At 48.5% G+C, this 22669-nt stretch carries 17 protein-coding genes; 10 read left to right on the forward strand and 7 right to left on the reverse strand.

Going from position 1 to position 22669, the window contains the following annotated elements; all coding sequences use genetic code 11:
• Positions 1–320: 320 nt before the first annotated feature.
• On the forward strand, positions 321–1586 hold the full coding sequence (locus VIM72_RS12195) for a glycoside hydrolase family 71/99-like protein (protein ID WP_332003109.1): 1266 nt from the start codon (positions 321–323) through the stop codon (positions 1584–1586).
• Positions 1587–1661: 75 nt separating this feature from the next.
• Here VIM72_RS12195 and VIM72_RS12200 read toward each other — a convergent pair whose 3' ends face one another.
• Complete coding sequence (locus VIM72_RS12200; protein WP_332003110.1) at positions 1662–2060, reverse strand: hypothetical protein; 399 nt, start codon at positions 2058–2060, stop codon at positions 1662–1664.
• A 247-nt stretch (positions 2061–2307) separates the two neighbouring features.
• Here VIM72_RS12200 and VIM72_RS12205 point away from each other — a divergent pair, with 247 nt between their 5' ends.
• The 6 genes from VIM72_RS12205 (at position 2308) to bioA (ending at position 12379) form a co-directional block, all read left to right on the forward strand.
• On the forward strand, positions 2308–2979 hold the full coding sequence (locus tag VIM72_RS12205) for a response regulator transcription factor (RefSeq protein ID WP_332003111.1): 672 nt from the start codon (positions 2308–2310) through the stop codon (positions 2977–2979).
• Positions 2980–3003: 24 nt separating this feature from the next.
• Positions 3004–4269 (forward strand): sensor histidine kinase, encoded by a 1266-nt coding sequence (locus VIM72_RS12210; protein WP_332003112.1) that lies wholly within the window; start codon positions 3004–3006, stop codon positions 4267–4269.
• A gap of 225 nt (positions 4270–4494) precedes the next feature.
• Entirely contained in the window at positions 4495–6498 is a 2004-nt protein-coding gene (locus VIM72_RS12215) for a TonB-dependent receptor plug domain-containing protein (protein WP_332003113.1), read from the forward strand.
• Positions 6499–6549: 51 nt separating this feature from the next.
• Complete coding sequence (locus VIM72_RS12220; protein WP_332003114.1) at positions 6550–8499, forward strand: LTA synthase family protein; 1950 nt, start codon at positions 6550–6552, stop codon at positions 8497–8499.
• Between the two features lie 154 nt (positions 8500–8653).
• Positions 8654–11047, forward strand: coding sequence for a hybrid sensor histidine kinase/response regulator (locus VIM72_RS12225; RefSeq protein ID WP_332003115.1), 2394 nt, complete (start codon positions 8654–8656; stop codon positions 11045–11047).
• 45 nt (positions 11048–11092) lie between these two features.
• A complete protein-coding gene (bioA, locus tag VIM72_RS12230) occupies positions 11093–12379 on the forward strand; it encodes an adenosylmethionine--8-amino-7-oxononanoate transaminase (RefSeq protein ID WP_332003116.1) in 1287 nt (428 codons plus the stop codon).
• A gap of 130 nt (positions 12380–12509) precedes the next feature.
• On the opposite strand, the gene VIM72_RS12235 is transcribed toward bioA, so the two are convergent.
• From VIM72_RS12235 to sppA, 5 genes are all read right to left on the reverse strand, one after another.
• The gene (locus tag VIM72_RS12235; protein WP_332003117.1) at positions 12510–12989 is read right to left on the reverse strand and encodes a DUF2911 domain-containing protein; all 480 of its coding nucleotides are present in this window, start codon (positions 12987–12989) and stop codon (positions 12510–12512) included.
• Positions 12990–13108: 119 nt separating this feature from the next.
• The gene (locus VIM72_RS12240) at positions 13109–13639 is read right to left on the reverse strand and encodes an SRPBCC family protein (protein WP_332003118.1); all 531 of its coding nucleotides are present in this window, start codon (positions 13637–13639) and stop codon (positions 13109–13111) included.
• A 12-nt stretch (positions 13640–13651) separates the two neighbouring features.
• A complete protein-coding gene (locus tag VIM72_RS12245) occupies positions 13652–14182 on the reverse strand; it encodes an SRPBCC family protein (RefSeq protein WP_332003119.1) in 531 nt (176 codons plus the stop codon).
• Positions 14183–14221: 39 nt separating this feature from the next.
• Complete coding sequence (locus tag VIM72_RS12250) at positions 14222–15328, reverse strand: ABC transporter permease (protein ID WP_332003120.1); 1107 nt, start codon at positions 15326–15328, stop codon at positions 14222–14224.
• A 306-nt stretch (positions 15329–15634) separates the two neighbouring features.
• Positions 15635–17386, reverse strand: coding sequence for a signal peptide peptidase SppA (gene sppA / locus VIM72_RS12255; protein WP_332003121.1), 1752 nt, complete (start codon positions 17384–17386; stop codon positions 15635–15637).
• A gap of 86 nt (positions 17387–17472) precedes the next feature.
• Here sppA and folK point away from each other — a divergent pair, with 86 nt between their 5' ends.
• Both folK and VIM72_RS12265 read left to right on the forward strand, forming a co-directional pair.
• Complete coding sequence (folK, locus tag VIM72_RS12260) at positions 17473–17958, forward strand: 2-amino-4-hydroxy-6-hydroxymethyldihydropteridine diphosphokinase (RefSeq protein ID WP_332003122.1); 486 nt, start codon at positions 17473–17475, stop codon at positions 17956–17958.
• 17 nt (positions 17959–17975) lie between these two features.
• Positions 17976–18605 (forward strand): deoxynucleoside kinase, encoded by a 630-nt coding sequence (locus VIM72_RS12265; protein WP_332003123.1) that lies wholly within the window; start codon positions 17976–17978, stop codon positions 18603–18605.
• A gap of 36 nt (positions 18606–18641) precedes the next feature.
• Here VIM72_RS12265 and VIM72_RS12270 read toward each other — a convergent pair whose 3' ends face one another.
• Entirely contained in the window at positions 18642–19892 is a 1251-nt protein-coding gene (locus VIM72_RS12270; RefSeq protein WP_332003124.1) for an NAD(P)/FAD-dependent oxidoreductase, read from the reverse strand.
• Between the two features lie 121 nt (positions 19893–20013).
• On the opposite strand from VIM72_RS12270, the gene VIM72_RS12275 reads away from it, so the two are divergent.
• Complete coding sequence (locus VIM72_RS12275; protein ID WP_332003125.1) at positions 20014–22473, forward strand: MG2 domain-containing protein; 2460 nt, start codon at positions 20014–20016, stop codon at positions 22471–22473.
• Positions 22474–22669 lie beyond the last annotated feature (196 nt).

The following is a 22669-nucleotide window of genomic DNA, read 5'->3' on the forward strand; positions in this document are numbered from 1 at the left end:
AGATCTTTAGCCATAGTTCCTTTTTCTCCGAAGCCCCCAGAGTGATCCGCATAAAGACCACTGTTAACCTCTCCGATTTTCTTCTAAAAGTAACAGAATAGCCTGTTTTCTGAAAATTAATAGCGTTAACCGGCTATTAATTACTGCAATTAATGCTTTGTTAACGCTGCTGTTAGTCCTTCCCGCTTTACTTGCATCTTATTCCGGCACGGATGCCGGGAGCACAATTAAGGTGAATGCAAAACCTTTGGAGAATCCGGGCAAGCCGGGTTCTCCTCTTTTTAGCAACAGTTTCCACGTTAATAACAAACAGTATACATATGAAGCGTATTTTAACAGCTATTCTCTCCCTGCTGGGTATAACCACCATGGCACAATTGAAACACAGCAGGGAATCGCAGTACCCTACTTATCATGGCCTGGTAATGGCCGGCTACCAGGGATGGTTCCGGGCGGAAGGCGATGGCTCCGGCGCACGCCGCTTTTCTTATGGCGATGAAACCCGCAGTGGTATTGACATGTGGCCGGATGTAAGCGAGTATGAAAAAACATATGCCACCCCATTTAAACTGGCCAATGGGCAGCCCGCACGTTTTTTCAGCTCCTACGATAAAAGCACCGTGGATATCCACTTTAAATGGATGCAGCAATATGGGGTAGACGGTGTATTTATGCAGCGTTTCTTTAATAATGCCAAACACCGCGACAGCATCTCTTCTGTTATCCTGAAAAATGCCTTCGCCGCGGCATCAAAATACAAAAGGGCTATTGCCGTGATGTATGACCTTTCCGGGTTAAGCGCTCATGGAGAGGATTGTTCCGCTATTATTGAAGACTGGAAGTACCTGGTAGACCAGCTGAAAGTAACCAATCAGCCAGGGAGCAAAACTTACCTGCAACAAAATGGTAAACCAGTGGTAGCTATCTGGGGGATCGGGTTTCCCGACCGGCCTTATAACCTCCGGAATATCGGCCTGGAGCGGCTTATTGATTTTCTCAAAAATGATCCGGTGTATGGCGGTTGCGCCATTATGCTGGGCGTACCCACGGCATGGCGCAACCTGAATGCGGATTGTTTGCCGGACCCTTACCTGCACACCATCATCAAACAGGCGGATATAGTGCTGCCATGGACCGTGCAACGCTACTCCCCGCTGCTGCATAACGATATGGACCGGTTCCGTGACAACCTTATCGACGACCTGGCCTGGTGCCGCGCCAATCACATCGAATATGTGCCCTGTGTATATCCCGGCTTCAGCTGGCATAACTTAAGCCGCTACGAATTCCCGGATGATGTGAAACCCGTGGGCTCTATCCCCCGCCAGGGTGGACGCTTTTACTGGCAGCAGATCTCCACTGCCTTAACCGCCGGCGCCACTATGTTGTATGTAGCCATGTTTGATGAAGTAAACGAAGCCACAGCCATTTTTAAAGCAAGCGACCAGCCCCCGGTGAGCAGCACCACTCCCTTTATTAATTTAGATGGAAAACCATCGGATCATTACCTGTGGCTAACCGGGGAAGCCGCAAAAATGCTGCGCAATGAAAAACCTCTGACCACGAAAATGCCGGAAAGGAAATAATATGAACCGGTAATAAAAGACAAGGTCCCGGCAACCAGTCGTTACCAGGACCTTGTCTTTTTATTACCTTTTATTTTACAAAAATGTATAAATACCTGCATGGGCAGGGGTTTTCTTTTTTGCCAGCAGGTAAACACCACTGAAGTAAGAAACAATGCCCGCTGCCATAAATATCAGCACCATCCATATTAACCTGCGCCTGTTCTCTTTACGTCTTGTATTTCTGTCAAGCACCAGCTGCTCCACTTCCAACCATCTTCTGCCCGGATCACCACTGGTATAGCGTTCTGTTAACCGTCCCTTGCTCATCATCTGCCGGTACATGGCCGCTACTGATTTTGCATTGGGTATATTGTCCATCAATTCGCATAATTCCCTTGTATCATCATCTGTCACTTTCCGCCCGGGAACATCCGGTTGGGTTAACTTCCCCGGCAGCAGCCTATCTGTCATCATTTTAAAATAACTATTCATAAAAATGCCTGTATGATATGGTATGATATCGGTAATCTATTTACGAAATTTAAGTGCTCCACAGTTTTCATATAACCAAAAAATGACGAAAAACCCGACGGGGATTTTTCTCCCCAAAATACCTTGTCTACACATTCCATCATATGGATGCCTAACCGTAGGATCCCTGAAAGCGGGCTACAGCAGTTCTCCGGAGCGTCTGCCGCCGCTACAGAATTCCTTTAGGAATTATACCTACTTTTAGCGCATGAAAGTGTTGATAATAGAAGATGAACCTGCGCTCAGGGCCAGCATACAGGAATACCTGGAACGCCAGGGATATATTTGTGAACTGGCGGCGGATTTCCCGCAGGCCATTGATAAAGTCAATGAATTTGATTACGATTGTATAGTGGCAGATATCGGTCTCCCCAGGGGCAACGGGCTGGATATAGTGAAAGAGCTGAAACTACTGGAATCCAAAGCGGGCATCATCATTATTTCAGCCAAAGATTCCCTGGAAGATAAGCTCAGCGGGCTTGAGCTTGGGGCAGACGACTACCTGACCAAACCCTTCCATCTTTCGGAACTTAACGCCCGGGTAAATGCCATCCTGCGCCGGAAAAACTTCGACGGCAATACCACCGTTACTTTTCATGAAATTACTATCAAGCCCGCCTCCAAAACAGTGCTGGTGCACAACAAATCCATTACTCTCACAGGAAAAGAATACCAGTTGTTACTGTATTTCATTGCCAACCAGCACAGGGTTGTTACCAAATCAGCGCTGGCAGGGCATCTGTGGGGCGATGAATACGACCAGGCGGGCTCTTACGACTTTATTTACACCCATATTAAAAACCTGCGGAAAAAGATGCTGGAAGCCGGTGGGGAAGATTATATCAAAACAGTGTATGGAACCGGTTACCGTTTTGGATAACATTATTAAAAACAGATGGCGTACATGAAACTGCTGACCAAAACAACGCTGTATTTTTTGCTGATCATGCTTCCTGTTTTTACAGCTGGCGCTTTTTACCTGTATTCAAAATTCAACAAAGAGATAAAACATGAAACAGATGAAGAACTTGTGAACGACAAGCTCCAGTGGATGCGTTATCTCGATACCGCCCGCGTGGATAATCCCATTTTCCATGTCAGTACCCCGGAATTTAACCTGCGCCCCACGGAGAATGCCGCACAAACCGGGCATCAGTTGAAAAGTGTAGACATTTACCAGGAACCGGAAAATACCTACGCGCCTTTCCGGCAGCTTACACAGGTGATCCATGTAAATAATAAAAATTATGAACTGGTACTGCGCAAATCGGTCATTGAAAAAGACGACCTGGTCAATAACATCATACATGTAATGCTGGCAGCCTTTGCAGGCCTGTTGCTATTTGTACTGGTTTCCAACTGGCTCATCAGCAAAAGCGTATGGAAACCATTTTACCGGTCGCTGGGCAAAATACAAAAGCTGCAGCTGAACAAACTGGAAGCCATTGTTTTTGAGCGTACTACCACCCATGAATTCAACCAGCTGAATACCGCTTTGGGTAACATGACCACCCGCATTCACGGGGATTATACAAGTATGAAGGAATTAACGGAAGATGCAGCCCATGAAATGCAAACGCCTCTCGCCATTGCACAAAGCAAGCTGGAATTATTGCTGCAGGACGATACGCTTTCCGAAACTCAACAGAACAGTATCCTCGCCAGCTATGAAGAGCTGCAGCGCCTGTCGCGCCTCAATCACAACCTCCTGTTGCTGGCTAAAATAGAAAACCAGCAATACCCGGTAACAGCGCAACCGGATCTTTGCACCGTTGTTGAAAAATACCTGTTACTTTTTGAAGAGCTGATTAAAGAAAAAGAACTGCAGATCCATAAAGAAATGACGGCCACTGCCCCCTGGCCATTGCACCCTGCTCTTGCCGACATACTGGTGAGCAACCTGCTGGGCAACGCTATCAAATACAATTATACGCAGGGCAATATTACCATCCGCATCACAACAGACACATTTACCGTTTCCAACAGCAGCCACTTACCTGAAATACCCGCCAACGTGCTATTCCAGCGGTTTAAAAAACATAACAGCAACTACACCAACTCCAATGGGCTCGGACTGGCCATCATCAAAAAAATGGCCGACTCCTATGGCTTCAGCGTTCAATACGCCTATGCAAACGGAGAACACAATTTCCTCGTGAGCCACGGCTGATCGTAGCGAATGTTGTCTGACTCAGGATTAGGATGATTATACTGATTTTCCTGAGTTACTTTTTTGATTTTTAAAGGATTGGGGGAGATACTCGCTCGTATCTTCCCAATCCTTTAAAAATCCCAAAAGTCAAATCCATGTAATCAGTATAATCAGCCTAATCCTGAGTCAGACAACATCCGCGGCGATCAGATTTGCTCCAGATTCGATGCTTTTATTTGTGCTATGAACAAGCATCTGAAATACGTCATACCATCTGCAATGCTCCTGGGTATCACTAATATACTACATGCGCAAAATCGTATGCCCGTTCCCGTTAAAGATACCAGTATGCCCGCTGTGAAAGATACCATCAGCAAAGCGTCGAACCTGGAAGAAGTAATTATTTCCTCCACGCGGAACAGCAGCCGCATTGAAGACCTCCCCATGAAAGTAGAAGTGCTGGGAAAGGAAGACATGATAGAAGAAAGCGGTATCAAACCCGGCAACGTAGCCGGCATCCTGGGCGATCTTTCAGTGATCCATATCCAGAATACCTCGGCCGTGAGCGGCAACAACGCTATCCGCATGCAGGGGCTCGATGGAAAATACACCCAGTTGCTGCGTGACGGAGTGCCTGTATACGAAGGGCTCAGCGGCAACTTCGGAGTACTATCCATCCCCCCGCTGGACCTTAAACAAATTGAAATAATCAAAGGATCCGTTTCCACGCTCTACGGTGGCGGCGCTATCGCCGGCATCATCAACTTCATTGCCAAAACACCCGGGGAAAAACCGGAGCTAACAGCACTGATTAATCGCAGTACCTTAAAAGAAACCAACGTCAATGCTTATTATGCAGAAAAATACGGCAAAACGGGCCTGACCCTTTTTGCCGGCGTTACCACACAAAATGCTACCGATGTAAACAAAGACGGGTTCAGTGATGTGCCCCGCCTGCGGCAATACCTCCTCCATCCCCGCTTCTTCTGGTATCTGGACCCGAAAACCACGCTCGTGGCAGGATATACAGGCACCATTGAAAAACGCGAAGGCGGCGATATGCAGGTACTCGATCATGCCGCTACAGACGTACACCGGTATACAGAAATAAACAACAGCGAAAGACATAGCATAGATCTCCAGTTCACCCGCAGGCAACCGGGCGGCGGCGCCCTGTCGGTAAAAGGCGTGGGCAGCTTTTATCATCTGCAGAACAACGTCGAAACTTTTGCCCTGCTGGGCAACCAAACCAGCACCTACGGGGAAGTTTCCTACCATAAAACAAGCGGCCGGCACGATTGGGTAGCCGGTATCAATAACACCGGCGAAATATACCACCGGGCCAAAAGCGACAGCACCCTGCTGGGCAATTACCAGTACAACACCACCGGCCTTTTCGTTCAGGATGGGTTCCGGATTACTGATCGGTTGATGGCTGAAGCCGGGCTCCGCACCGACTATCATAATAAATTCGGATGGTACATTTTACCACGGCTGGCCTTTGTGTATAAACCGGTGGAAGACCTGTCCATCCGCCTCAGTGGAGGCACGGGTTATAAATCCCCCGCTGTTTTTACTGCACAAACGCAAACCCTGGGCTACCGCTACCTGCTACCCCTCAGTGCCGGTATAAAGTCTGAAAGAAGCCAGGGCATCAACTTCGACGGGAATTATCATACCAGCATAGGCCAGGTGGACATGACCCTGAACCAGGCGTTTTATTATACCCACATCAAAGATCCTATCCTGCCGGTGCTGCAAACCGGTGCCCGGGGCATGTACCTGCTGCAGAATATGCCTTATGATGTAAACAGCCTGGGCACCGATACTTATCTCCGCTTTGCCCTGGATGGCCTGGAACTTTACCTGGGATACAACCATACGGTATCCCGGTACAATAATACCGCCCGCACCAATATTGCCTTTGCGCCACAGGACAAGTTTGCCGGCACCCTTGCATACGATATTGAAGGCAAATGGCGCTTCGGGATTGAAAACAGCTGGATAGGCCATCAATACGACGATAACAACCAGGCAACGCCCAACTACTGGTTCTGGGCCGCCATGATATCCCGGCAGTTCGGGGAACATGTTACCCTGGTGCTGAACGGGGAAAACCTTTTCGATGCCAGGCAGGGCAAAAATACCCCGCTGTTCACCGGTACCGTCACCCACCCGGAATTTGCGCCGCTATGGGGTCCTGTTGATGGAAGAATCATAAATATGTCATTGAAAGTTAATTTTTAGTTAAATCCTTAAAGAACAATGTACCTTCGCGGTCTTTAATTTCTATACACCATGAATTCTGTTAAAAACAGGTACGCTGTACTGTTTGGCTTTGGTACCGTACTCCTGATCCTGTCATTCCTCGTTAGAACTGCCTTGCTCATATGGGCTTTCCCTCAATCCGGGCTTCGTTTATCCCATTTACCGGCCATATACGGTAAAGGGCTCATCTACGACATCGGGGTGGCGTTATTTTTTACTATTGGCTATGCCTTGTACTTATTATTGCTGCCCCAGCGATTAAATAACACCCTGTTTAACCGGCTATTCACCTATACCGGCTTTTTCCTGGCAATGGTGATCCTGGTATTTTCCTTTTTTGCGGAATTTACTTTCTGGGGGGAATATGCCGGCCGGTTCGACTTCATCGCAGTCGATTATCTCATTTACACTTATGAGGTGATCAGCAATATCAACCAATCGTACCCACTGCCCCTGCTGATCGGCGGCGTATTACTATTCACAGCCTTCATTACCTGGGTGCTGGCACGCCGGGGTACTTTCCGCAACAGCTTCCAGTCAAACACGCCCTTCCTGAAACGACTGTTCACTTTCGCTGTGCTGATGGGACTTATGCTGCTGCACATCTTCTTCATCAATAATACCTGGGCAGAAAAAAGCAAAAACCGGTACGCGCAGGAGCTCTCCAAAGCAGGCGTGTATTCCTTTGTATCCGCCTACCTGAACAATGAACTGGCTTATGATAAGTATTACCTGCTGGAAGATGACAACAGCGCTTTCAGCAGGTTACGCACACTGCTGCAAGCGCCCGACAGCCACTACCTTACCAGTGGCAACAGCATTTACAGGAGTATAACGGATACGGCTACACGCGTTACACCCAACGTGATCATGGTTACCATTGAAAGCTTCAGCGCCGATTTTATGGAACGCTTCGGCAACACGGGGCATATTACTCCTGTGCTGGACAGCATTGCGAAAGAAAGCATCCTGTTCACCAACATGTATGCCACCGGCACCCGTACCGTAAGAGGAATGGAAGCATTATCACTGGCTGTACCGCCTACACCGGGACAAAGCATTGTTCGCCGGAAAAAGAATGAAAACCTCTTTTCTGTAGGACAGCTTTTTGAAAAAGAAGGATACGAAAGCACCTTCTTTTATGGCGGCGACGGCTATTTTGATAACATGAACAAATACTTTGGCAATAACGGCTATGACATTACCGACCGGCTCCGTCATAAACTGGTAGACGATCATATCACCACAACCCGTACCAACATCCCCGACAGCGCCGTACAATTCGAAAATGCCTGGGGCGTTTGCGATGAGGACATTTACAATGCTGCTATTAGAAGCGCCGACCAGAAATATGCTGCAGGCAAACCATTCTATGATTTTGTGATGACCACCTCCAACCATCGCCCATATACTTATCCGTCCGGTAAAATAGATATTCCCTCCGGCAGTGGCCGCGATGGCGCGGTGAAGTATACCGATTACGCCATCGGGCAGTTCCTGAAAAAGATCAGCACCAAACCCTGGTTTAAAAATACCGTGATCATTTTCGTGGCCGACCACTGCGCCAGCAGCGCCGGTAAAAATGAAATAGAGATCAGCAAATACCATATTCCCTGCATCCTGTACAATGTTCCCGGAGTAGCGCCACAGGAAATCAGCGTGATGTGCTCCCAGATAGATATCTATCCCACCCTGCTGGGAATGCTGCACTGGAGCTACAACAGCAAGTTTTACGGTGAAAACGTACTGCTACCAGGTTACAGGCCCCGCGCCATGGTGAGCACTTACCAGAAACTCGGTTACCTGGAACCAGGTAAACTGCTCATCCTGAGCCCACAGCAGAAAGCGCAGTGCTTCAGCTGGAACAAGGAGCGCAATGAACAACACGCCACTACGATGGACAGCAGTCTTCTTAAAAACAGTATCGCCAACTATCAAACCGCCTATTCGCTGTTTAAAAATGGCGGTATGGGCAAATAATACAGCTACCGGGAGCGTGGCTCCGCTCCCGGTAATAATTCCTTGTTCGTTTTCTCCGGTTAATTCCCTAATTTTATTTCCCCGGTATCAATATAATTACCCCGGCATTCATAATCTGGCCTCTTTTTTTGCATTAATAAAACCAACACCGCTCATGCTGGCTACTGCAGCGTTGCGTCAACAAAAGTTACTGGATATCATCGGTAGTATTCCTCCGGATTACGGACTGCAGGAACATCCCGATCATGCTGTTCAGCAAATGTTGGGGCAACTGATGGAACTGACCGTAAGTGCTTACGGTTTTGTGGGGGAGCTAAAGAAAAGCAATACGCCACCGCAATTGCACGCCATTACCATTATCAATCATGCGCCTGAGCATGGATGGAATTTTACCCCTGCTCTGCAGGAGGTAGCCTCCAGCGGGCTACCACTGGTACTCCCGGCAGGAGATACCACGCCCGCCTTTATCGGGCTGCCGTTGATACACCAGCAGCAGGTAATGGCGGTAATAGGACTGGCCGGCAATACCGTTTATTCAGATACCGCTGCTTTCCTCCAGCCCCTGTTGCAGGTATTGGGACATCTTCACTTTCATGCCGCCCGGGAAAAGGAAACCCGGCAGCTGCAATCCGCTTTTACACGGCTGAAATCCGAATGGGATTCCCTGATGCTTACCCTGGATGATATTTTATTTGAGATGAATGACCAGAAAGTCTTTACCAGGGTATGGTGCAGTAACGACAGCCTGCTGTTCAGGCCCAGGGAAGAAGTGATCGGTAAAACCATCTGCGAGGCGCTTGGTGAACATGCCGGCGTGTTTGACCGGCTGGCCGATAAACTGCTGCAAACAGGAGAAGACCAGGAATATGTATATCCCGATATCCGGCAGGGACCGGAAAACTGGTACCAGCTGAAGATGAGGATCATAAGGGATAAACCGCCCGCTCCCAGGCGCATCCTGCTGATGATCCGGAATATCTCCGAAATTGAAAAAAAGAACAACAGCTATTTACAGGCACAATCGGAATTACGCCGGAGCAACCAGCTGCTGAGCATCTGCCAGCAAATGGGAAAAATGGGCGGATGGGAATTTAATGTGGCTACCGGTGAAACTTACTGGACCCGGGAGGTGTATGAATTGAGGGAGATCCCGCATGATTTTCCCGTCTCCTTTCATTCCGCTGTTGCTTTCTGGCACCCGGACGACCAGCCCGCTTTTATTGCTGCAAGGGAAGCCATGATTGCTCATAAAACGCCCTACGACCTGGAACTGCGGCATATTTCTGCCAAAGGCAAACAAACCTGGATGCGCACCATCGGCAGGGCAGTATACAACAACCATGGCCAGCTCACACATTTCAGGGGCATTATCATGGATATTACCGATAAGAAAGATACCGAGCTGGCGCTCACTGCTGCGCGCGACAGCGCACAGAAAGCCGCGCAATCGAGGAGTGATTTTTTATCCGTCATGAGCCACGAAATCCGTACGCCGCTCAATGCTATTATCGGTATTGCCGGTATTCTCGCGGAAAACCCCGCAACCGAGCAGGCAGAAGTAGTGCATAACCTGCAGTTTTCTGCGCATCATTTGCTGGGCCTTATCAACGATATCCTTGATTTCAGTAAGATGGAATCAGGAAAGATTGAACTGGAAAACATACCATTCGACCCCCAGGCACTGCTTACCGGCATTGTACGGAACTACCAGCCCCTGGCCACCAGCAAGGGAATTGACCTGGTAGCCCGGCTCGGTCATTTGCCTGCTGCGTTGAAGGGCGACCCTGTAAGACTCTCACAGATACTCAACAACCTCCTGAACAATGCCATCAAATTTACCGACGCCGGATCTGTAATACTGGAAGTCAGCCAGGTAAATATGACATCAGATACCTGTACCCTTTCCTTTGCCATAAAGGATACCGGTGTAGGTATTATCCCGGAAATGCAGGATAAAATATTTGATACGTTTGTACAGGAAGATTCTGCTACTACCCGCCATCATGGCGGAACAGGATTGGGACTGGCCATCACCAAAAAACTGGTGGCGCTTCACAACAGCCATATCATCCTGGAAAGTAAAAAAAACGAAGGCACTACCTTCCGCTTTGATATCAGTTTCGCAATACCGGAAACAAAGCGTGAAGACATACATCACAAAAACAAACAACGGGTGGGGCATCTGAAAAACATGAAATTACTGGTGGTGGAAGATAATGCCATCAATATCCGTATCCTCGAACTACAGTTGAAAAATTCAGGCGCACAGATTGAAACAGCCAGCAATGGCAGGCTGGCGCTGCAAAAAATGCAGGAGCAGTCTTTTGACGGCATCATACTGGACCTGCATATGCCGGAAATGAACGGCTATGAAACCATTCCACATATCCAGCACCTCCAGCCGGATGCCTTTATCATTGTATTAACAGCCGATATTATGCCGGAAGTAACAGAGCGGCTGGCAAATCTCCGTGTAAAGGACATGCTGCCCAAACCCTATGCAGCAGAAGATCTGCTGGATATACTGGAACAGTACAGGAAAACATAACCTGCTTTTATAGTACCTTCGCGGCTGCACCAACAGCCAGCAATTATGCAAACATCTTCTCTGTCGGCCCGTGATCTGGACGTGATCTGGCATCCCTACACACAAATGCAGACAGCTCCTGCCCCTATTGGTATTGTGCGTGGCGAGGGCGCACTGCTTTTCGATGAAAATAATAACAGCTATATAGACGCCACCTCCAGCTGGTGGGTGAACATTCACGGTCATGCACACCCGCATATCGCACAGCAACTGGCCGCACAGGCGTTGCAGCTGGAGCACTGCATCTTTGCAGGGTATACCCATCCGCCGGCGGTTAACCTGGCGGAAAGATTATTACCCCTCCTGCCTTCAAACCAGCGCCGCGTTTTTTATTCAGACAACGGCTCCACTGCCATAGAAGTGGCGCTGAAAATGGCCATCCAGTACTGGGACAACAAAGGCACACCCAAACATAAGATACTGGCCTTTCACAACGCCTATCACGGCGATACTTTCGGCGCTATGAGCGTGAGCGGCAGAAGTGTGTTCACCCGCGTTTTTGATGACCGCCTGTTTGATGTTCAGTTCATAGAAGTGCCCACTGCGGAGAACATCTCCCAAATTATAAACAACATTACTGCGCTGCAACCGGAAGATATAGCGGCTTTTGTTTTTGAACCATTGCTCCAGGGCTCCGGCGGGATGATAATGTATGATGCCGCCGCCTTTGAGCAGCTGCTTCAGTTCTGCACCGCCAATGATATTTTGCTGATTGCCGATGAAGTAATGACCGGCTTTGGCAGGACAGGGAAAAATTTCGCGATGGAGTACCTGCAAACACCGCCGGATATTATTTGTCTTTCTAAAGGACTCACCGGCGGCGCCATGGCCCTGGGAGTAACTACCAGCACTGCCGCAGTGTATGAAGCCTTTCTTTCCAGCGATAAGCTGAAAACACTGTTCCACGGCCACTCCTTTACCGCCAACCCACTGGCGTGCACTGCTGCCCTGGCCAGCCTCGACCTGTTTACCGATCCCGCGTGCAAAGCCAACCGGGAACGTATACACGAAAAACATGCGGTATTCCTGGAAGAGCTGCGTAAAAGCCCAATAATAAAGCATCCAAGGCTGCTGGGCACCATCCTCGCCTTTGAAATAGTAACGGCTAACGCCGATGGTTATACGAATGCACTGGCAGATGACCTGCACCGTTTCTTCCGGGCCAGAAGAGTGATGTTGCGGCCACTGGGCAATACCCTTTACATACTTCCTCCCTACTGCATTACCGATGAGCAGCTGAACGAGGTGTATCACAGTATCCGCGAACTGCTTACCACTTTATCACCGTCATAAAAAAGGGATATCAAAAATAAATGCCCCGCTCAGCTTCGCTTAAACGGCGGCTGACCTCCATCAGGTACCCGGATAAAAAAAGGGTGTATCATATTTTTTGATACACCCCCTGGAAATTTTTCTGGTGAAATTATTTAACCGGTACAGATATTTTAGTATCGTCCCATTCAAATACCACGGCCTTTCCGGGTAAGGTGAAGGTCAGTTTTTCTACGGGAGTAGACAGTGCCTCGCGTTTTACTTTCACGGACACTACATCCTCGCCTTTATTTTTATCATAATCATATGCACCCCACTGGCCCAGTTTACCGTTCAGGATAACAGTCCAGGTTTTAGGATCAGGAATAGAGAATAAAGTATAAGTACCGGCCTTTACGGGTTTACCGCCAAATACCACGTCTTTACTGAAAGTAATTTCAGTGGCTTCATCAGCGCCTGTACGCCATACTTTACCAAATGGTTCCAGTTTACCAAAAATTTCGCGGCCTTTTTTGGACGGTTGTCCGTACACTACTTTAATACCGTTGGCTTCTACTGTAACGTGGGGGCTTTTACGAGCCTTCTCCTGAGCAAAAACGAGGCTGGTAAACGCCAGAAATAAGGTTGCCAAAAAGAAATGTTTCATTTTTTTTGTTTTTTCTGTAAGAAGTTGTTGAGATACGATAACAATTTAAATCATAAAAACCATCGTAAGCAAAACTATTGGATCAATGGTAAAATAACTCCATATTATTTCCCTTCACAAATACGGCTCAATTTTGTTAAACCATTGCTCATGGCAGGTCCATATATCCTGTCGGCCACAAAGCCTCTCAGTTTCCACCAGGGCAACATGCCCAGTTTAATTTCCATATGCCAGAAAACGGCTGTGGCCTTGCCATCAGCTGTGGGTTTCAGTTCTATTCCCCCGTTTACCGGCCGTAGGCTTTTAATATCGAGCAAATAATGCATGCCTTTCGCCGGATCGCTGTCGAGCACCGTTACCTTTCCGCTGTTGAGCTTTCCATTCCAGCTGTACCACGCGTCTTTCCCCGACGGGGGATCTGAATACACGAGCGTAGCGGTGGTATCAGGACGGGTCCAGGGGTTCCAGCTATCCCAGGCTTTCAGGTTACTGATATGTGCATATACCGTATCAATAGGCGCCTGTATTACGCCGGTACGCTCCACTACTGCAGTGGAAGGAAATACCAGCGACAGTCCGAAAATCACCACGCCTAAAATGATCACGCCGATCAGTAACAACTTAATAAACCGCATAGAAAAAATATATTATCCTTTAAGGACCCGCTTTATGTTTGCCAGTCCTTTCTCAAAATCTTTACCTACCCATTTGTCCATCATCAGTCCCATCACTTTGCGGATAGGATGCTGCCCCATATTGCACACCATTCCCCAGGTAACCAGGGTGCCTCCATTTACGGGATCCAGGCGGAAATAGCCTTTGGTAGCGCCCATGCCCATAAAATCGATATGGGTGACTACCTGCTGGTCCGGTTTGGACTCTGTGATGGTCATATGCCCTTTGCCTACATTCCGGTTGCGGCTCTCCCAGCTGTAGCCGGCGCCGGCGCCACTCTCCTTCTCCCCGTAGGTAATTTTAACGGCAGGGTCCTGCTCCTTCCAGGGCGACCATAGCTCCCAGTTGCGTACCACATTCAGCAGCGGGAAGATATCCCCGGGCGCAGCCGTTATGACCAGCGAACGCTCCACCTTAACGGCGGGAGAAAGGAATAAACTAAAAATGAAAAGCCCCAGCACAAGGACAATAAACGCACCCAGGATAATGAAAAAGGCTTGCATGTGACTGGATTTAGATCCCACAAAGCTAACGAAATCGCCTTATTCCCACTTGAATACTTTCACGGCTACCGCATATACGACAACACCCCATAAAGTAAGGATGGCAAGTTCCCAGCCTACATGCCAGAGATGCAACCCTTCAAAGGCTACTTTCCTGAGGGCGTCTATCAGGTAGGTGAGCGGCATGATCCTGCATATTGGCTGCAACCAGCCGGGGAAGGAATCTATCGGGAAAAAGGTGCCCGCCAGCAGGAACTGCGGCAGGGTAACGATATTGGCCAATGGTGGGATTGTGCTTTCGTTCTTTGCCAGGCTGCTCACCACGAAACCAAAGCCCATGAATACCAGCAACCCGAATACAGACAATACCAGCATTTCCATAAAAGTGGCAAGGCCATGCACCAGCGTAAAGCCAAAGGCGAAATGCCCCAGGGCAATGATCACCACGGAGCTGATGAGCTGGAAGATCATCCGGCTCAATGCTTCTGCCAGTACAATGTAGGTACGTTTGATCGGCGTGGCAAAGAAACGCTTGAGCACCAGCGTTTGACGCATATTGTAAAACAGGAAGGCAGTACCAAAAACGGCAGCGCTCATCAGGGCAAAGCCCAGCTGACCAGGCAGGATAAAGTCGATGGTCTTGAATTCTCGCCCCGGCACCTCTGTTTGTGTAAAAGTGGCTACTGTGGGGCGTTTATAGGTTTCATCGTCCAGTTTGCCGGCAATACTTTTAAGGATGGATACCAGGGTTATTTTTTTGGCAGCATCGGAAGCAGTGGAGGTCCGGATATTAATATCGTAGGCAGTTACATGGTTGGCGCCTTCTTTTGGCACAATATTCAGGATAGCCACCAGGCGGCCTTTTTTCAGGTCATCTTCCATTTCCGCTTCGGGCTGGTCGGTCACCAGTTTCAGCGTACCGGCATGCGACAGCTCCCGGTAATACCTGCTGTTGATATCAGTACGCCGGTCTACGCCCACTTTAACGGAAACAGTACTTTTCCCAATAAACCCAAACACCAGGATAAATACCAGCGGGAATCCCAAACTGAACACTACTGCGGAAGGACTACGGAAAATACCTCTTAAGCTTCCTTTGGTAATGGCCAGCATGGCCCTCAACTGACTGTACTTCGCTCCATTCATCTGATTCTGCTATTTTAAAAACCGGCGGTAAAACTACAACGTTTTTCCCTTCTTTCAGGAAAAAATGCGGGGGGCGCCTTTGGCGCCGGAAATTGTCGTGGAACAGGATTACGCTGATTATACTGATTTGTTTGATTTTATTCTTTAGATCTTATAGATGATTTTAAAAGATCTGGGGAGATATGAGCGAAAATATCCGCTTATATCTCCCCAAATCCTTTAAAATCCAAAATGATCAATCAAAATAATCAGTATAATCAGCGTAATCCTGAGTCAGACAAAATCCGCATCGCCGAAGGCGATCTCCTAGAAATTATACTTAAAAGGCATTCTCGCCTGGATATCGCCGTGTAACTGCTGAACATCTTTTATCTGCTGGTATATTTCATAATTGGCGCCCAGTTCCTTTTTCACCATTTGCATGCGCATATTACCCCCAAAGGTTTTCGCCAGCTTACTAAGAGGATTTTTGGTTTCGGGGAACTCCCTTAAACGGTACTCCGACAGTTTGGCCAGCCTGGCCGCACATGCCAGCGCTTCATTGATCCCACCGATACGGTCTACCAATCCCAGCTCCTTAGCCTGCAAACCACTCCATACATGTCCCTGCGCAATGCTGTCTACGATAGCGGCCCCCAGTTTACGGCCTGCTACCACGCGCGATTTGAAAGATGCATAGGTACTGTCTACGCTATTCTGGATAAAACGCTTTTCCACATCCGTAAGCGGACGGCCAACAGAGCCAAGATCCGCATAGGGTGCAGTTTTAACGCCATCAAAGGTAACGCCCACTTTATTTTTGAAGAAATCCTGCATATTAAACATCACTCCAAATACGCCGATAGAGCCGGTTAAGGTATTGGGCTCTGCGAAGATGCTGTCGGCCATGCAGGAAATATAGTACCCGCCGGATGCGGCATAATCGCCCATGGATACCACTACCGGTTTTACTTTCTTCGCCAGCGATAATTCCCGCCAGATAACTTCAGATGCCAGCGCGCTGCCTCCACCGGAGTTCACACGGAACACGATGGCCTTTACATTTTTATCTTCACGGGCTTTACGGATTTCGCGGACATAGTCGTCGCTTGCAATGGTCTTATCACGTTCTGACTCACCGCTGATAATATCGCCCTCCGCATAGATCAGGGCCAGCCGTGCTTCTCCGCTACCGGAGGATAGGTCTGTGCCGCTGTTATATTTCGCGAGTGTTACCAGGCTCACCTTTTCATCCTGTTTAATACCTGTTTTGCTTTTCAGTTCTGCCGTTATTTCATCATCATACTTTAATCCATCTACCAGTTTATATTTCAGTGCATCGCCGGCTTCCTGGATCAGGTTTTCATTGGCATAACTATGCAAAGTAGCTGTATCTATGTTGCGTGCAGCGCCGATGCCTTTCAGGAAAGTGCCATACAGCTCACCCAGGAACTGGGTGGTTTGGATGCGGTTAGCTTCTGTCATTTGTGTTTCACGCAGTGGCTCTGTGGCGCTTTTGAATTTTCCGCAATAGAAAATTTCCGGTTTGATCTCCAGTTTATCCAGGGTTCCTTTGAGGAACATGATCTGGCTGGCAAAGCCGGTAAAATCCACCCCGCCTTTGGGGTTCAGGTATACTTTATCAGCCGCACTGGCCAGGTAATAGGCGTTCTGGTCCATTACTTCGCCGTAAGCATACACAAACTTCCCGGACTTCCGGAAACGGAGAATGGCATTACGCAATTCTTCTGTGCTGGCAAACCCATTGGGGTTCCCGTTTACTTTCAGGTAAATGCCTTTGATGTTATCATCGCCGGCGGCGTTCTCTATTAGTCTTACCACCTGGTACAACCCCGGCGTTTCTGCTGATTCATCATTCATCAGTGCGCCCAATGGGTTAACTACTTTCTGTTCGTTGTACGACTGCCCTGTTTCGAGCACGAGTACGCTATTGGGGGAAATTGTTACCTTTTCAGGGGCAATGGCCTTACCTATCATTATCAGCAATATAAAGAAGCATATCGCTGTAAATGCTACAAATGCAAGGAATGCGGCCAGGAAAACTTTAAAGAAACGCATACTTTTTGGTTAAGATGAAACTGAGATAGAAAGATACATTTTTTCAAAAATAAGGAATATGGCTACTTTTGAGACTTGAAATATACATGAATACAGCAATATTACTTATAGGTGGCAATTTGGGCAACCGTACCGGGAACCTTCAAAAGGCGGTACAACTGATCGCAGCAACAGCCGGGGAGGTAATACAAACCTCCGCCTTATACCAGACCGCTCCCTGGGGAGCCGTGGATCAACCGGATTACCTGAACCAGGGGGTTGAGATCCGCACATCATTGGATGCACTAACGTTATTGCATACACTGTTAGAGATAGAAAGAAAGATAGGCCGTATCCGCCAGGAAAAATGGGGCGCCAGGGTAATTGATATCGACCTGATCTTTTTTAACGACAGCATTCATTCCCTGCCGGAACTGAAAGTGCCGCATCCGCGGATGCATCTCCGGCAGTTTGTGCTGGTGCCGCTGCTGGAAATAATACCTGATTATATGCACCCTGTGTTACATAAAACGGTGCGTGAACTGGCAGCCACCTGCCCGGATACATTACCGGCAAACCGTTACCAGGAATAAATTTTAAACCTATTTTCATGCGTTATAAATTCATTACGGTAGAAGGGAATATCGGCGCCGGCAAAACAACGCTGGCCAATATGCTCGCTACCCATTTTTCTGCAAAACTGATACTGGAAGAATTTGCAGACAATCCTTTTCTCCCTCTTTTTTACGAACGCCCGCAACAGTATGCCTTTCCGCTGGAACTGTTCTTTATGGCGGAACGGTATAAACAACTGAAGGAAATGTTGCAGTCGCAGGACCTTTTCAGCGATGTGATCATTTCCGATTACCTGTTTATAAAAAGCCTGTTGTTTGCAAAAATTAATTTACCGGAAGAAGAATACTCTCTTTACCAGAAGCTCTTCGATATTATTAATCCACAGCTGGTACAACCCGAGCTGCTTATATTCCTGAATGCGCCGGTCACAAAACTGCAGGAGAACATCCGTCACCGCAACCGCTCCTACGAACAGCAGATACCCGACGAATACCTGCTGAATGTGCACGATATGTATATGCAGTATATCAAGCAGCATCCTGTTCGTACATTGGTAGTGGATACCACTAAGGTGGATTTCCTGCGGCAACCGGAAGACTTTGCTCACCTGTTACAGGCGCTGGAGAAGGAATACGAGCCGGGGGTGCATTATCTAAAATTGTGATCGCAGCGGAGTTTGTCTGACTCAGGATTAGACTGATTATACTGAGTCAGACAAAATCCGCGATGCAACCGCGCTGGCGGCAACAAAGCCGCTGGTCCACGCGTGCTGGAAGTTGAAGCCGCCGGTGATCCCGTCTACATCCATTACCTCGCCGGCGAAAAAGAGGTTGGGCGCCAGCCGGCTTTCCATAGTGGCAGGATCTATTTCGCTGAGGGCAATGCCCCCGCAGGTTACAAATTCTTCTTTAAAAGTGGTTTTGCCTTTCACCGGGAACTCCATGCCTACCAATAGTTTCATCAAACGGTTCTGGTCTTTCGCCGGTACGTCTGCCCATCTCATTTCTTCCCCCACCCCTGCCTGTTGCAACAGGAATTGCCATAGCCGTTGCGGCAGGCCGAAAGGATTTTTATTGTATATCTTTTGCTTCCCCAATTCAAAACGCAGGTCCTGCCACTGCTCCCGCAGGGTATTTTCATTGTAGGATGGAACCCAGTTTACAATGGCGGTGAAAGTATACTGCAGCTGCTGCAATTCCCTGGCCCCCCAGGCCGACAACCGTAATACCGCCGGGCCGCTCATACCCCAGTGGGTGATCAGCAAAGGCCCCTGCTCCTGTAGTTTGGTACCCGCCACTTTTACCTGTGCGGTAGTAGCTACTCCCATCAGGCTGGTAACGGGGTTGCCTGGCATGTTAAACGTAAACAGGGATGGGGCCGGAGGCGCAATGCTATGCCCCGTTTGTTCCAGCCAGGCAAATTTTGCCGCCTGGGCATAGCCTCCTGCTGCAATGCATAGATAATCGGCCGTAAAGCCCGGCCCCTGTTGCAGCTGTAGACGCCAGCGCCCATCGCTCTCTTTTTTAAAGGAAGTAACTTCTGTATTGGTGCGTATGTCAACATGATACTTATCTGCTTCCCGCAGGAGGCAGTCGATGATCGTCTGCGAATCGTCTGTTACCGGGAACATGCGGCCATCCTCTTCCGCCTTCAGCGATACGCCTCTTTCCCTGAACCAGGCAATGGTATCGGGCACAAAGAAGCGGGAAAAGGATTTCTTCACAAAGTTCTGCCCCCGCGGATAGCGTTTAGCCATATACGTAATATCCGGCGCATTGTGGGTAACATTACAACGCCCGCCCCCACTCACCTTTACCTTCGACAGCAGCTTTCCTGTTTTTTCCAGCAGCACCACTTCCAGCCCGGGGCTCAGCCTCGCCGCGTTCACTGCACAAAAAAAACCGGCAGCACCGCCGCCAGCTATCACTAAACGTTTCTTTCCTGAACTCATTAAAATCTTGTTAAAACCGTAGGTTGAACACGCAATAATAACAAACCTGCCGTAATCTTACTGATTAATCTTCCAAAGTTTATATTTTTGACATATATTATACCCGCTCAAACTATATTGCATGCAATCGAACCTGAAGAAAAAGCGAAAATTTCTGAAATGGATAATACCAGCCGTGATGTTAGGCGGCGTGATGAGCGCACTGGCTATACAAACACGTCCCACTGACTGGTCCGACCGCATTATAAAGGCATTGCAAACCTTCGGCAGCCGTTACCCGGCCGAAAAGGTGTATCTCCATCTTGATAAGGACTACTATGCAGCCGGTGAAACCATCTGGTTCAAGGCTTACCTCACCCTGCAGGGTATGCCCGCCACCACGGCCACTAACCTGTACGTGGAACTGCTGGATAAAAATAATAACATCGTGCAGAAGAAACTGTTTGCCGTTGGCAACGCCGGGGCACCCGGTAATTTCGATCTGCCGGAAACACAAAAAGCAGGCGTTTACCAGCTCCGGGCCTACACCGCCTGGATGCTCAACTTCGATCCTGCCTTCAGCTATACCCGGACCATTGAGATCTTTGACCCTTCAAAGAAAACACAGCCGGAAACAGACAGCGCCACCGCTCCCGATTTTGCCGTACAGTTCTTCCCCGAAGGCGGTAACCTGATCGTAGGCCAGCCAAACGTAGTAGCCTTTAAAGCTATCGATAATAACGGGTACCCGATAGAGATATCCGGCGCCGTAAAAGATGCCAAAGGCGCCAGCAGTGCAGTAATTAAAACCGTACATGATGGCATGGGCTCTTTTGAAATCACGCCTGCCAACGCACAGGACATTTTCCAGGCTACGGTAAAAAGCAGCAAAGGGCAAACCAAAACAGTACCCCTCCCCGCTGCAGTAGCCGCCGGCGCCTCCCTGAAAGTATTCAATAAAGGCAACCGCATATTTTATCAGGCCGTACCCGGCAATGTAACCGATACCTCCATAAATGACCTGGTGATCATTGGCCAGATGGGCAGCCAGCTGGTGTACAAAGCCAACCTCGATGTTGGCGAAGGCCGCATCAGCGGATTTATTCCCGCTGATCATCTCCCCTCAGGTATTATCCAGATCACACTTTTTGCAAAATCAGGAATGCCGCTCGCAGAGCGACTGGCCTTTGTGCGTAAGAACGACCTTATGCAGATAGATGTACTGGACGCCGATACCCACAAGGAACCAAGAACAAAGAACGCTTTTGAACTAAGACTGCCCGACACCATGCAAACCAATATCTCTGTATCCATCACGGATGCAGACGCGGTGCCGGTAGATAAAAACTCAAACAACATTATTTCCAGCTTCCTCCTTACCTCCGACATCAAAGGATATATCTACAATCCATCCTGGTACTTCCGCAACGATGCCGACTCCACGCTGAAAGCACTGGACCTGGTAATGATGACCAACGGATGGAGAAGGTTCAGCTGGGAAAAAATCGCTAACAACGAATTCCCGGAAGTAAGATACCCCTACGAACAGGGCCTGCTCATGAAAGGAGTAGCTACCATGCTCAATGGACGCCCGATGCCTACCGGTAAACTGGATATGATCATCCGCCTGCCGATAGACAGCTCCTCCATGTTTGCCTCCACTCCTATCAACGATAAAGGGCAGTTTGAAATGGCCAACATGGTATTCCCGGATACCGCTTACATCTACTACCAGGGCAACGACCTTGTAAAAAAAGGCGTGGATGTAAATGTGAAATTCGACAACCACTTCTTTGAACGCCCTACACAAATTAAAATTCCTTTCCCGCTGCGCGTACCGCCTGCAGTGGATAACAATGCGCTGAAACAATTCCTCGCCAATGCCGCGGAAGGCAATAAGGTAAACCGTTCTATCAACAATAAAACAGTATACCTGCAGGAAGTAAATGTAAATGCGAAAAAAGTGAAGCCTGAAGAAACCACGGAGAAACGTTATACTTCCGGTATGTTCTCCGGCGGCGATGGCTACACTTTCGACTTAACAAAAGAAACACCTATTGCGCTCAACGTATTCCAATACCTGCAATCAAAGGTAGCAGGGCTGCAGATTACGGGCGACTATAACAATCCAACACTTTCCTGGCGCGGTGGCGCACCTGGATTGTACCTCAATGAAATGCAATCGGACGTGAGTATGCTGAGCACTCTCTCCATCCAGGACATTGCGCTCATTAAAGTATTCCGCCCTCCGTTTATGGGTGGCTTTGGCGGCGCTAACGGCGCTATCGCCGTATACACCAAGAAAGGCGGTGATAACACACCGAAAAATGATCCCAGCATCCGGGGCTTCAAGCTGTATAAAAAAGCCGGCTACCAGATCGTGAAACAGTTCTATTCACCAGACTACTCCGTGAAAAAAGAAGTGCATGCACTACCTGATAAACGCCTCACCCTTTACTGGAACCCGAACGTAGTGATAGACACCCTCACGCATACTGCCAGGGTGGAATTCTATAACAACGACTTCACCAAGCGTTTCCGCCTGGTGGCAGAAGGTATCGGCGAAGACGGCAGCGTAGGGCATTTGGAGCAGGAGTTCTAAACGCGCGGATGTTGTCTGACTCAGGATTAAACTGATTACGCTGATTACGCTGATTTGATTTCGTAATGATTTATAAAAGATTTGGGGAGACTTAAGCGAATACTTTCGCATAAATCTCCCCAAATCTTTTTAATCCAAAGTAATCAAATCAGCGTAATCAGCGTAATCAGTTTAATCCTGAGTCAGACAAACCTCG

Origin of the sequence: Chitinophaga sp., assembly GCF_036569185.1 — a bacterium.
Lineage (GTDB): Bacteria > Bacteroidota > Bacteroidia > Chitinophagales > Chitinophagaceae > Chitinophaga.